This window comes from Exiguobacterium sp. s140 (genome assembly GCF_018617035.1).
Classification (GTDB): Bacteria; Bacillota; Bacilli; order Exiguobacteriales; family Exiguobacteriaceae; genus Exiguobacterium; species Exiguobacterium profundum.
Window position 1 is genome coordinate 1048013 of sequence record NZ_JACSJK010000001.1, and the last position, 13071, is coordinate 1061083.

General features: G+C 49.3%; 15 protein-coding genes. All 15 read right to left on the minus strand.

Features of this window, described 5'->3' with window-relative positions; translation table 11 throughout:
- Nucleotides 1-6 precede the first annotated feature (6 nt).
- The 15 genes from KNO61_RS05450 to rpsP all read right to left on the minus strand — a co-directional run bounded on the left by KNO61_RS05450 (nt 7) and on the right by rpsP (nt 13031).
- Nucleotides 7-888: a tyrosine-type recombinase/integrase gene (locus tag KNO61_RS05450; protein WP_214872728.1), complete on the minus strand. Its 882-nt coding sequence runs from the start codon at nt 886-888 to the stop codon at nt 7-9.
- 184 nt (nt 889-1072) lie between these two features.
- Entirely contained in the window at nt 1073-2383 is a 1311-nt protein-coding gene (gene trmFO / locus KNO61_RS05455) for an FADH(2)-oxidizing methylenetetrahydrofolate--tRNA-(uracil(54)-C(5))-methyltransferase TrmFO (protein WP_015881379.1), read from the minus strand.
- Nucleotides 2383-4479, minus strand: a complete 2097-nt coding sequence (gene topA, locus KNO61_RS05460) for a type I DNA topoisomerase (RefSeq protein ID WP_047795418.1) — start codon at nt 4477-4479, stop codon at nt 2383-2385. Before topA ends, trmFO begins: the two co-directional genes overlap by 1 nt.
- Before the next feature lie 65 nt (nt 4480-4544).
- Nucleotides 4545-5339 (minus strand): DNA-processing protein DprA, encoded by a 795-nt coding sequence (gene dprA, locus KNO61_RS05465; protein ID WP_214872731.1) that lies wholly within the window; start codon nt 5337-5339, stop codon nt 4545-4547.
- A 50-nt stretch (nt 5340-5389) separates the two neighbouring features.
- Entirely contained in the window at nt 5390-6307 is a 918-nt protein-coding gene (gene sucD, locus KNO61_RS05470) for a succinate--CoA ligase subunit alpha (protein ID WP_015881376.1), read from the minus strand.
- Nucleotides 6308-6319: 12 nt separating this feature from the next.
- The gene (gene sucC, locus KNO61_RS05475) at nt 6320-7480 is read right to left on the minus strand and encodes an ADP-forming succinate--CoA ligase subunit beta (RefSeq protein ID WP_078146691.1); all 1161 of its coding nucleotides are present in this window, start codon (nt 7478-7480) and stop codon (nt 6320-6322) included.
- A gap of 120 nt (nt 7481-7600) precedes the next feature.
- Nucleotides 7601-7861 carry an EscU/YscU/HrcU family type III secretion system export apparatus switch protein gene (locus tag KNO61_RS05480; protein WP_031421639.1) on the minus strand — a complete coding sequence of 87 codons (261 nt, stop codon included), beginning with the start codon at nt 7859-7861 and terminating at the stop codon, nt 7601-7603.
- Entirely contained in the window at nt 7858-8703 is an 846-nt protein-coding gene (locus KNO61_RS05485; protein WP_078146690.1) for a hypothetical protein, read from the minus strand. Before KNO61_RS05485 ends, KNO61_RS05480 begins: the two co-directional genes overlap by 4 nt.
- Nucleotides 8704-8717: 14 nt before the next feature.
- Nucleotides 8718-9470 carry a ribonuclease HII gene (locus tag KNO61_RS05490; RefSeq protein ID WP_371816587.1) on the minus strand — a complete coding sequence of 251 codons (753 nt, stop codon included), beginning with the start codon at nt 9468-9470 and terminating at the stop codon, nt 8718-8720.
- A gap of 41 nt (nt 9471-9511) precedes the next feature.
- Nucleotides 9512-10372: a ribosome biogenesis GTPase YlqF gene (gene ylqF / locus KNO61_RS05495; protein ID WP_078146688.1), complete on the minus strand. Its 861-nt coding sequence runs from the start codon at nt 10370-10372 to the stop codon at nt 9512-9514.
- Nucleotides 10373-10384: 12 nt separating this feature from the next.
- On the minus strand, nt 10385-10927 hold the full coding sequence (lepB, locus tag KNO61_RS05500) for a signal peptidase I (protein WP_015881370.1): 543 nt from the start codon (nt 10925-10927) through the stop codon (nt 10385-10387).
- Between the two features lie 82 nt (nt 10928-11009).
- Nucleotides 11010-11363, minus strand: a complete 354-nt coding sequence (gene rplS / locus KNO61_RS05505; protein WP_015881369.1) for a 50S ribosomal protein L19 — start codon at nt 11361-11363, stop codon at nt 11010-11012.
- Nucleotides 11364-11477: 114 nt separating this feature from the next.
- A complete protein-coding gene (trmD, locus tag KNO61_RS05510) occupies nt 11478-12194 on the minus strand; it encodes a tRNA (guanosine(37)-N1)-methyltransferase TrmD (protein ID WP_078146686.1) in 717 nt (238 codons plus the stop codon).
- Nucleotides 12184-12702, minus strand: coding sequence for a ribosome maturation factor RimM (gene rimM, locus KNO61_RS05515; RefSeq protein ID WP_078146685.1), 519 nt, complete (start codon nt 12700-12702; stop codon nt 12184-12186). The genes trmD and rimM overlap by 11 nt, the downstream gene beginning before the upstream one ends.
- Nucleotides 12703-12755: 53 nt before the next feature.
- On the minus strand, nt 12756-13031 hold the full coding sequence (rpsP, locus tag KNO61_RS05520) for a 30S ribosomal protein S16 (RefSeq protein WP_015881366.1): 276 nt from the start codon (nt 13029-13031) through the stop codon (nt 12756-12758).
- Nucleotides 13032-13071: the final 40 nt, after the last annotated feature.

A 13071-nucleotide genomic window follows, 5' to 3' on the forward strand; every position in this document is an offset into this window, starting at 1 on the left:
AACCTCCTACTTTCTTGGATGTGTCGCTTGATAAATCGACCGAAGTCGTTCGGTCGATACATGGGTATACCGCCCGGTCGTCGACAAGGACTCATGCCCAAGCAACTCTTGGACGGCACGCAAGTCCGCTCCCCGTTCTAACAAATCCGTCGCAAAGCTGTGTCGCAACGAGTGCGGGGTAAGTGGTTTATGTACCCCACTGTCTTTTCTCAAACGTTTCATGACATAGCGGATTTGGTCTGTTGTCATCCGATTCCCTTTTTGACTCAAAAATAATGCGGTTTCTGTCGGGAGCCCGACACCTTTGCGTAATTCGATATAACGCTGCAAAGCATGTACGGCATATTGCCCGATCGGGACATATCGTTCTTTCTTCCCTTTTCCCATCACATGGACAAAGGATAAAACCTCATCGAACGAGGAAAGGTTCATCCCACACAGTTCAGCGACGCGGATTCCCGTCCCATAGAGCACTTCTACGATGGCGACGTCCCTCGCCTGTAAAAAAGGATCTTCCTGCCTCGAGGCAGCCTCCAACAGTTGCTCGACTTCCGTCGGGACGGCAAAGGTCGGCAAGGACTGTCTCTTTTTCGGTGAGGTCAGGTCGTGGAACAACGGATCTCCACCTTGTTCTCTTGCCATAAACTTCCCGAATTGCTTGAAACAAGATACTTTTTGGGACACCGTGGACGCGGCCAATTGTTTCTCATAAAGGACATATAAATAACGCCGCGCCGTCTGAGCATCGTAGGGATCTTGATGCGTCGATTGGCAATATGCGGCGTACTGGTCGAGCGTTTGCTCGTAGGAGCGTTTCGTATGAGGAGACAGTCGACGTTCAATTTGGCAGTAGCGCAAAAAGGATTGTCGATCCTCTAAAAATGCCATTTTATCGCCTCCTCGATGACTCGTAAAAACGCATGTTCTCGTCAAATCGAAATTAGCATAGCATACAGAATGTAAGGTGACAATAGATAGCCGTTCAATAATCTGAAAATTTTCAAAGTATGAAACAAAATACACAATTGAAATTTTACTTCAAAACAAAAGAGCCAAAAAATGGCTCTCCTGTTCAAAGATCTTTATACTGTTGGATCGTTTCTAACGCACGGTTCGCGTAACGCTCGTACCGTTCTTGTTTCTTCATCTTTTTCGGAGCGTCTTCTAGTGATGGCACCAATCCGAAGTTTGCATTCATCGGTTGGAAGTGCTTCCCGTCGGCTGTCGTGATATAATGCGCCATCGAACCAAGCATCGTCTCACGCGGGAGAACGACGAGTTCTTCACCTGCGATCATCTTCGCCGCATTGATCCCAGCTAGAAGCCCGGACGCTGCCGACTCCACATATCCTTCTACCCCTGTCATCTGACCGGCGAAGAAGAGCGTGTCACGTGTACGCGCCTGATACGTCGGCTTGAGTAAGCTCGGTGAGTTGATGAACGTGTTACGGTGCATGACACCGTATCGGACGATGTCCGCATTCTCGAGTCCCGGGATGAGACGGATGATGCGCTTCTGTTCGCCCCACTTCAAATGTGTTTGGAAGCCTACCAAGTTATACAGTGTGCCCGCCGAGTTGTCTTGACGAAGCTGAACGACGGCATATGGACGTTTTCCTGTCTTCGGGTCTTCTAATCCGACCGGCTTCATCGGTCCGAAAAGAAGCGTCTTCTTCCCACGCTCGGCCATGACTTCAAACGGCATGCATCCTTCAAAGTAAATCTCTTTTTCAAACTCTTTTAGCGGAACGACTTCTGCCTTGATCAACTCTTCGTAAAACACGTCAAACTCTTCTTCTGTCATCGGACAGTTCAAGTAAGCGGCTTCACCTTTGTCGTAACGCGACTTCAAATAGACTTTATCCCGATCAATCGTATCACCATCTAGAATTGGTGCTGCCGCGTCATAGAAGTAGAGATAATCTTCTCCTGTGAACGCCTTGAGTGATGCAGAGAGGTCAGGGGAGGTCAACGGGCCAGTCGCCACGATGACGATCCCTTCAGGAATCTCTTTGAGCTCTTCGTTGTGCACTGTGACATTCTCGTGGTTCTTTAGCTTCTCGGTGATGAATCCGGCAAACTCATGACGATCGACGGCAAGGGCACCCCCAGCAGGTACACTTGCCGTGTCCGCCGCCTTTAAGATGAGCGAGTCAAGCGTACGCATTTCTTCTTTCAAGACACCTACGGCATTTTGAAGACCGTTCGCACGTAGCGAGTTCGAACAGACGAGCTCCGCAAATTGATCCGTGTGGTGCGCCGGTGTTTGACGAACCGGTCTCATTTCATACAAATCTACTTGAATACCGCGCTTAGCGAGTTGCCAAGCCGCTTCGGAGCCGGCCAATCCAGCTCCGATTACAGTTACACGTTGTTGCAACATTAATCCTCCTCTTGCTGATGTACCTCGGTGTGGGTACAGTTCGTACATTGATATTTCACGCCGTCTTTAATTTTCTTCTCGACCATCAAACTGTCGCATACAGGACACGGTTTCGCAACCGGTTTATCCCATGAGACGAATTCACATTCCGGATAGTTCGAGCAACCATAGAAGAGACGACCTTTTTTACTGCGACGTTCCACGATTTGTCCATCCTTACAGTTCGGACACGGGACACCGATTTCGACTTGTACCGGTTTCGTGTTCGTACAGTTCGGGAAGTTCGAGCACGCCATGAACTTGCCGTAGCGTCCCATCTTGATGACCATTGGTGACCCACAGACTTCACAATCAATTCCGGCAGGTTCATCTTTCACTTCGATTTTCTCGATTTCTTCTTCAGCACGCTTCAATCGTTTCTCGAAAGAACGATAAATCGGAGCGACGACTTCCGTCCACTCGACTTCCTTATGCTCGATCGAATCAAGAAGGGTCTCCATGTCGGCCGTGAACTGGACCGTGATGAAGTCGTTGAAATACTCATCAATCATCTCGATGACGAGTTCTCCAAGTTCAGTCGGTAAAAACTTTTTCTCCTCGAGAACGACATAACCGCGTCGTTGGATCGTGTCAAGTGTCGGCGCGTACGTCGACGGACGACCAATCCCGAGTTCTTCCATCGCTCGAACGAGTCGCGCCTCTGTATAACGAGGTGGCGGTTGTGTGAAGTGTTGTTTCGGCTCAATCGTTTCAAACGTCACGGTATCATCCACTTCGAGAGGTGGCAATAATCCTTCCTTCTCTTGGTTCGTGTCCTCAATGTCATCGTCTTTCGACTCGATATACACTTTCATGAAACCAGGGAATTTGACTGTCGACCCGTTCGCACGGAAAATCATCCCGTTCGACTCGACGTCGATTTTGACCGTATCGAGAACGGCTGGTGCCATTTGGCTCGCAATCAATCGTTCCCAAATCAATTTATACAGTCGCAACTGGTCACGTGACAGATAAGGCTTCAAGGAAGCTGGGTCGCGGAGTGCCGAAGTCGGACGAATCGCTTCGTGCGCGTCTTGGGTATTCGCTGATTTCTTTTCTTTTTGTTTCTGTAAGGCGACATACTCTTCACCGAATGTCGATTCGATATATTCCTTCGCCTCCGTCTTCGCCAAATCAGAGATACGTGTCGAGTCGGTACGCATATACGTAATCAGACCGACTGTACCTTCTTTTTTGCCGAGATCGATTCCTTCATATAATTGCTGCGCGAGCATCATGGTCTTCTTCGCACGGAAATTCAATTTACGGGCAGCATCCTGCTGCAATGAACTGGTCGTGAACGGTAGCGAAGCGTTCCGCTTCCGTTCTTTCTTCGTTACATCAATGACTTTAAACGTATCATCGATGGTATCGAGGACAGATTGCGCATCTTCTTCAGACTTCAATTCCATCTTCTTCCCATCTTTTCCGTAAAATGAAGTCTCGAACGTTTCCCCATCATGATTTAAATCAAGTTTAATCGTCCAATACTCTTCCGGGTCGAACGCGTTAATTTCGCGCTCACGGTCGATAATCATCTTCACGGCTACCGATTGAACTCGCCCTGCAGACAATCCTTTTTTGACTTTCTTCCATAATAATGGACTCATCCCGTATCCGACAAGACGATCTAAAATGCGTCGGGCTTGTTGTGCATCGACGAGATCGTGATTGATCTTACGTGGATGTTTAAAAGATTCTTTAATCGCATCTTTCGTGATTTCGTTAAAGACGACACGACATTCTGTCGTTTCATCGACACCGAGTGCGCGTGCTAAATGCCAAGCAATCGCTTCCCCTTCTCTATCGGGGTCGGCCGCGAGAAAGATTTTTGTCGCTTTTTTCGCTGCTGTCTTCAATTCTTTCAGTACCGGTCCTTTACCACGGATGGTAATATACTTCGGTTCAAAGTCGTGTTCGACGTCCACACCGAGTTGACTTTTAGGCAAGTCAATCACGTGCCCCATCGAAGCTTTGACCATATAATTCGGACCTAAATAACGTTTAATTGTTTTTGCTTTCGCAGGTGATTCGACGATCACCAGATATTTTGCCATACATCTGCTCCCCTTTTAGAGGTCATTTAAATCCCTACCATAATATTCATGTTCTCACCGGTTTGTCAACGTACAATCTTGAGATCTCGAATAATTTGATCGGAATTCGTCAATGGAATCGCACCTTCTTCAATCAATCGGTTCGGACCTTCTGCGAGTGGATCAAGGGGTGAACCAGGTACCGCAAATACCGTTTTTCCTTGCTCTAGGGCATGTCCGACCGTATTCATCGTCCCGCTCTTTCGTCTCGCATGTATAACGACCAACGCATCACCAAGACCACTGACCAAACGATTTCTTTCCAAAAATTGAAATTTTTGAATCGGCGTGTTTGGTACATATTCACTTAGCAAGACTCCCTCTTGCGGAATCTGTAAAAGCATGTCTCGGTTCGCCGCCGGATAGAGCCGGTCCAGTCCAGCTCCGAGTACCGCCACGGTCGGGCGATGCGTGCGGAGGGCATGGGCGTGGACGAGCCCATCGATTCCGAGGGCGCCACCTGAAACAGATACAGTTTCTTCTATTAAAGAGTGATAGTGATTCACGAGCGATTGACTGATACGATTCAACTCACGACTTCCGACCATCGCAGTCGTTCTTTCTTGTAGTACCTCTAAATCTCCATGATAAAACAAGCAATATGGTGGGTTAGGGATGTCGAGTAACCGTTTCGGGAACAAGTCATCTTCCCATGTGACGAAATGTTTATACGATTCCGGTGCTTGGAAGGCTCGTTCGGCCCGTCTCCAGACATGTTCAGAAAATTGTGTGCGATGTGCCCCGAGTGTTCCGTTCAAATAATGATGCACAAACTCAACTGGCATTCGCGCTGCAGCAAACCGAGCTATTGTTTGATTCATCACAAACTCTCCTTTAAAAAAATGAGGGATGCAAGCATCCCTCAAGATTCTTATGTCGTCGGTTGACCCGTGACACACGCTTCGTATAATCCTTGCTGTTTCAAGACACGAATCAATGTTTCACCGATGACCGCCGGTGTTTCAGCGACTTCGATTCCATTCGCGTTCAATGTCTTGATCTTCTCAGCAGCCGTCCCTTTACCACCTGAGATGATTGCGCCCGCATGTCCCATGCGCTTGCCTTCAGGAGCCGTCTGGCCGCCGATGAAACCGATGACTGGTTTCGTCATGTTGGCTTTTACCCATTCAGCTGCCTCTTCTTCAGCCGTTCCACCGATTTCCCCGATCATGATGACCGCTTTCGTGTCCTCATCTTCGTTGAACGCTTTAAGCGTATCGATGAAGTTCGTTCCGTTGACCGGGTCTCCCCCGATTCCAACAGCTGTCGATTGTCCGATACCTGCTGTCGTCAACTGATGAACCGCCTCATACGTGAGCGTCCCAGAACGTGATACGATTCCGACGTGCCCTTTCGTATGAATGTAGCCAGGCATGATGCCAAGTTTCGCTTCTCCAGGTGTGATGATACCAGGACAGTTCGGTCCGATTAAACGAGCCGGTTTGTCCTCGAGATAGCGTTTCACTTGAATCATGTCCACAACTGGGATTCCTTCTGTGATACAGATGATGAGCTCGATGCCGCTATCAGCCGCTTCCATGATCGAATCTGCTGCGAAAGCAGGTGGAACATAGATGATCGATGCATTGGCACCAGTCGCTTCGACCGCTTCAGACACGGTGTTGAAGACTGGAACGTTGTCGAGGACCGTCGTGCCACCTTTACCAGGTGTGACACCACCGACTAATTTCGTGTTATATGCGAGCATCTGTTCACCGTGGAACAGACCTTGCTTCCCTGTAATCCCTTGAATGATTACTTTCGTATCTTTATCCGCCCAAATACTCATGTCGTTTCCCCCTTATCGAACAAGTGCTGCGATTTTTTCTGCACCGTCAGCCATCGAGTTGGCCGTCGTGATCGCAAGTCCAGATTCATCGAGAATGCGCTTCCCGGCATCAACGTTCGTTCCTTCTAAGCGAACGACGAGTGGTAAGTCGAGTCCGATTTCTTTCGTCGCAGCGACAATCCCCTCTGCGATGATGTCACACTTCATGATTCCACCGAAAATGTTAACGAAGATCCCTTTGACCTGGTCATCAGACAAGATCAACTTGAATGCTTCTGTTACTTTTTCTTTCGTCGCACCGCCACCTACGTCGAGGAAGTTAGCGGGTTCAGCGCCGTAATGCTTGATGATATCCATCGTAGCCATCGCAAGACCGGCACCGTTGACGAGACAACCGATGTTTCCGTCGAGTGCGATGTAGCTGAGGTCGTGTTTCGACGCTTCCACTTCACGTGGGTCTTCTTCCGTCGTATCACGAAGCGCAAGGATGTCCGAGTGACGATAGAGCGCGTTGCTATCGAAATTCAACTTCGCATCGAGCGCGATGACGTTACCGTCTTTCGTCGTGACGAGCGGGTTGATTTCCGCGATTGTGCAATCTGTCTCGACGTACACTTTGTACAACTTCATGACCATGTCACTGAACTTGTTGACGAGTTTCGTCGGGACTTCCATTTTGAATGCGAGACGACGCGCCTGGAATGGACGTAAGCCCACGACCGGGTCGACGATCTCTTTATGAATCTTCTCTGGCGTATGTTCAGCGACTTCTTCGATGTCCATTCCACCTTCAGATGAACCCATGATGACAATTCGGCCGATCGAACGGTCAAGCACGAGTCCTAAGTAAAATTCTTGGTCAATCGCGGAACCTTCTTCGATATAGAGACGCTGGACAACTTTTCCTTCCGGACCTGTTTGGTGTGTCACGAGCGTTTTCCCGAGAATCTCTGAAGCATATTGCTTCACTTCTTCATCTGTCTTCGCAAGTTTAACGCCACCCGCTTTACCGCGGCCACCTGCGTGGATTTGAGCTTTTACTACCTTCACTTCACCTTCAAGCTTCGCAGCAGCTGCCACAGCTTCTTCAACAGTAAAGGCCGGATAACCCGTCGGAACGGCTACCCCAAACTCTCTTAACAATTCTTTCGCCTGATACTCATGGATATTCATATGTTTTCCCCCTTAGTCCCCTTTAATATCGGCACGTCTATTGTAACGAAAAACTGAAAGCGCTGTCTATCGTTCTTGCTTTAAGTTTTCATCTTTTTTTCACATATATCCCTAGACAAATCAAATTTTATCCTGTTCCATCTGATAAAGAAAGACAAAAAGTTCGGCAATGACCTGATAAACGTCCTCCGGGATTTGCTCTTCGATGTTCAACGCCGACAGTAACGAGAGGAGCGCTGGGTCTTCATGAACAGGAACTCCGTTCGCTAAAGCAATCTCAAGCATCCGCTCGGCGACGATTCCCGTTCCCTTCGCTACGACGTGCGGCGCATCCATCGACTGCTCATAGGAGAGCGCAATCGCTTTCTTCTGGTCTTTCATATTTGGAGGTCCACCTTTCCGAGTGGCGCGAACGTAGCCGGAACATGTTCACGCTTCGCTTCATACGAAAATGAAGACAGTTCGAACGACACCTTTTTTAGGCCTTCTTTCAAAAGTGGTTCGTATGTACGGACGTATGGAGCCAAATCGTGTTGTTCATTGAATACACGTACGGACACGTAACGCTTTTGAATCAACACATCAATCCCGGTCTCACCATATCGCGGCGTTTCAAGAAACAAGACGATCCGCGCATGATCCGAGTCCATCGTCTCTCGTTTCGGGGCCTCTAGACGAAGTTGAACGTTTTCAAACGGACCCAATTGCGGTATGTGAAATGCTTGGGCGACGAACGGCGGGCTTTGGCTCGCGTTGAACGCTTCCTGCGCACGCACGAACTGCTCGAACTTCGGCTCACCTTTCGCTTTGAACAGTTCCCCGACGAGCGCCTTTACATCCTGACCTGCGCCGCTTTCTAACGCGTTTTTCCCGGCCGCCTTCACGGATTCTGGCGTCAGCATCGGCTCCCGCATCAAGCGTCCGAGCTGTTCTCCTAACGCTTGCAGCGGCGACTTGGCCGCCATGAGCGATTCCGTCGCTTGCGTGACGACTTTCAAGACGAGCTTCGGTTCGACGTCCGTGACGACCAGCTTATACGTGACGTTCTCTTTCACGTTCGCATTGACGCCGACCCGGAAAATCCCTTGGGGCAGTTGCATGACCGCCTCGTTGCCAGGTAAGAGCTGCAACACCTTTCCGACGACTGTGTTCCCTAGTAATAGCGGGCGTGACGTCTGTTCCGTCACTTTGAACGGCATCACCCCTTGATGATCGATCCGCAACGCGACCACTCCTTTCACATATGCTTGATGGGGGCGAACGTACGGCGATGAATCGGAGTCACCCCAAGGCGTCTTAACCCTTCTAAATGAGTCTCTGTTCCATATCCTGCGTTTTTCGCAAATCCGTATCCAGGATACGTCAAATCATATTCTTCCATCATCCGGTCCCTTACCACCTTAGCGACGACACTTGCCGCGGCTATCGACACACTGAGCGTGTCCCCTTTAACCAATGACTGTTGAGGGATGTCGAGCTCGAGTTTCATGGCGTCAATCAATAGGGAGTCTACTTCTCCGACTTGATTAATCGCCTCTGTCATCGCAAGCTTCGTCGCCTCATAGATGTTAATCTCATCGATTACCGCGGGCTCGACGATCCCGACACCGACCTCTGCGACCTCGATGATGTGTGCGTATGCCGCGTCCCTCGCCGCTTTGGTCATTTTTTTTGAATCATTCAATCCCGGGAGGTAGAACCCATCCGGCAACAAGACCGCCGCTGCCACGACCGGTCCCGCAAGCGGCCCCCGTCCGACCTCATCGACTCCGACAATTCGAGTGAAGCCTTCCGCCTTCCATTCACGTTCATACGTCATGCGACGTTCGAAATCGTCCTGTAACGCCCGTTCTCGCTCGAATTGGCGCTGTTTTTGCCGTAGCAACGTTTGCACGCCCGCTCGAGGGTCTCGTGACAAGGTCGGGAAGATGTATACCCATTCTTCATATCGGATGTCCTCTAGTTGTTGTTTAATCTGTTGAATCGTCACGGTCTTCCTCCTATTCAAAAAAGCCCTGTGTGCACAGGGCTTTACGCCATTTCGTGATCAGCCGGTGTCTCAAGGGAGATCCGTCCGATTTTTTCATGTCGTAGTTCATTTAAAAGTAGTTCGCTCGCCTTTTCGAAATCGACGTAACCACCACTGATGAGACCACGCTTTTTCCCGATCAACTCAAGGAGCTCCACGCCGTCCTCGGGTAACGTTTCAAGTTTGAATCGTTCCTTTAATTGTTCCGGATAACGAGCATGCAACTCGCGAACCGTATACAAGGCGATATCATCCAAGTTGAGAATCTCGTCTTTGATGGCGCCGGTCGCGGCTAGACGATATCCGACAAGTTGATCCTCGAACTTCGGCCAGAGAATCCCCGGCGTGTCCAACAGTTCCATCTCGCCGCCTTTCATCTTGATCCACTGTTGACGCTTCGTCACACCAGGACGGTCGCCCGTGATAGCAATGTTTCGTCCAGCGAGACGGTTGATGAGCGTCGACTTCCCGACGTTCGGGATTCCGATGATGAGCGCACGGATCGGTCCGGGGTTACGCCCCTTCTCACGCATCCGGTCATGCTTTTCTTTCATCAACTTCTGAGCACCCGTGATGAGCTGTTTTAAGCCTTTGCTATGCTTCGCGTCGACAGCGACAACCTCGACTTCTTCGCGTTTCAAGGCACGTAACCACGCCTCCGTCACGACGGGGTCGGCCATGTCTGCTTTGTTCAAGACGATGAGACGGGGTTTTCCCGCTGTAATCTCATCGACCATCGGGTTGCGACTCGACTGAGGCACGCGTGCATCTACGAGTTCGATGACGACATCGATTAGCTTTAATTTTTCAGTTACTTGTCTTCTTGCTTTGGCCATGTGGCCAGGAAACCATTGAATTGCCAAAAAAGCACCACCTTAATCTTCTACCGTGCCAACATCATCGAGTGGCCAGAAGATGAAGTTCGTCTTGCCGACAATCTCCTCTTTCGACACAAATCCGATCTCACGGCTGTCTTTCGAGTTTTGACGATTGTCTCCCATGACGAAGTATGATTCCTCTGGAACGACCGACTCACCCGTCACTTGTTCGAGTGTGAAGTTCTCCGTCAACGGGAACCCGTTCATCTGGGCACGAAACTCGTCTAAATACGGCTCTTCGACCGCTTCACCGTTAATATAAAGTACATCATCTCGATATTCGAGCGTGTCGCCTGGGATGGCGATGACACGTTTAATATAGTCTTTTGATTCAGTCGCATGGAATACGACGATATCACCTCGGTCTAGCTCCCCAACATAGTTCGAAATTTTACTGACGATCATTCGATCCGCATTGTGGAGTGTCGGCATCATCGACTCTCCTTCAACGATGACAGGAACGAAGATGAACGTCCGGATGACGAACGCGATGACAAGAGCGACCACGATGGCTTTTAGCCAACTAAACACTTCTTTCAACTTCACTCACTCCTCTATCCATTTGAACTTATTGTACTAGAAAAAAAGAAGCTTGTCGCAAGCGACAAGCTTAATTCCCATCTTAACGACGGATTTCTTTAATACGTGCTGCTTTACCGCGAAGGTTACGGAGGTAGTAAAGTTTCGCACGGCGAACTTTACCGTAGCGTACGACTTCGATTTGTGCAACGCGTGGTGAGTGAAGCGGGAATGCACGCTCAACACCTACGCCGTAAGAAATCTTACGGACTGTGAATGTTTCGCTGATGCCGCCACCTTTACGCTTGATTACAACACCTTCGAAGATCTGGATACGCTCACGCGTTCCCTCTACAACTTTAACGTGGACACGTACTGTGTCACCAGGACGGAAAGCAGGTACGTCCGATTTGAATTGTTCTTCTGTGATTTCACGGAACAGTTTTTGTGTGTTCATGAATCATATCTCCTTTTTCTTCAATGTTCATATCTTCATATGCCCAAGCATCCAATAGCGGAACATCGGTAATCGATGGGTTTAACCCACATGCTCAAACATAGCATATATTTCTCAATCGCGCAACGATTGCAGAAACTTTTTATCGACATCCGTCAACTCGACATGTTCGAGCAAATCCGGACGTCGTCGATACGTGCGTTCGAGCGATTGCTCTCGGCGCCATGCCTCGATCCGGGCGTGATTTCCCGACAAGAGCACTTCCGGCACGGTCAATCCACGAAAATCAGCCGGTCGTGTATAGTGAGGGTATTCCAAGAGACCAGTCGAGAACGAGTCGTCTTCATGGCTCGCCTGATCGCCAAGTACATCCGGAATGAGCCTTACGGTCGCATCAATCATGACCATCGTCGCGAGCTCTCCACCTGTCAAAACGAAATCACCGATCGACACCTCGTCGGTCGCCAGTTCATCATGGATCCGTTGGTCGAACCCTTCATAATGTCCACATAGAAAGACCAGATGTTCCTCCTTGGCCCATTCTTCGGCCATTCGTTGATTGAACGGTTTTCCGGTAGGCGTCGTGAGAATGACCCTTGGGCTCTTCGCCTCAAGGGAATGAAATGCATCAAAGATCGGCTGCGGCGTGAGCAACATGCCCGCTCCACCGCCGTACGGATAATCATCGACTTTATGATGCTTGTTCGTTGAAAAGTCCCGAAAATTGAGGAACGACATCTCCACTTGCCCGAGCGTCTTCGCCCGACCGACGATGGAGTGATCGAGCGCATGAAACATCTCGGGGAACAACGTCAATACATCAATCTTCATCGTCAATCATTCCAGGGATCGGCGTGATGACGACACGCTTCGCATCGACATCAATCTCTTGGACGACCGATTCGATATAAGGGATAAGCGCGTCCGACTTTCCTGGTCGTTTGATGACCCATACGTCGTTCGCTCCATTCGTTTCAAAGATGTCGTCGACGACACCAATGACTTCCCCATCCACGACAGCCTCACAGCCGATGATTTCATGATAATAATATTCGTGTTCGTCCAAGTCGTGGACGTGTTCGGCGTGGACATATAGTTTCAGCCCTTTATATTTTTCAATGAGATTGATATTGTCAAACCCTTTGAATGTGACGAGGTGAAACTGCTTATGAGGACGATACGTCGTGATCGTCATTTCCTGTTTCGTTCCGTCGACATCAAGAAACAACGTGTTTCCTTTTTTAAATCGCTCTTCTGGAAAGTCTGTCGCCGCCAAAATCTTCACTTCCCCTTTTAGGCCGTGCGTATTGGCGATTTTCCCTACATATAACCAGTCCATCTTTTTCCCTCCTCAACAAAATAGGCCGACCTCAGAAAAGGTCGGCCACATCATTACTTCGCGTTTTTCGCGTTGTGGAATTTCTCCATGATCCCTGCTTTAGAGAACAAGTTGCGTACTGTGTCAGATGGCTTCGCGCCGTCTGCCAACCATTTGAGAGCGAGTTCTTCGTTGATGCGAACTTCTGCTTCTGGTTTTGCAACCGGGTTGTAGTGACCAACTTGCTCGATGAAGCGACCGTCACGTGGTGAACGTGAGTCTGCTACAACGATACGGTAGAAAGGTGATTTTTTTGCGCCCATGCGCTTAAGACGAATTTTAACTGCCATGGTAATATACCTCCATCATGTGTTTAAGAATTGACAACTT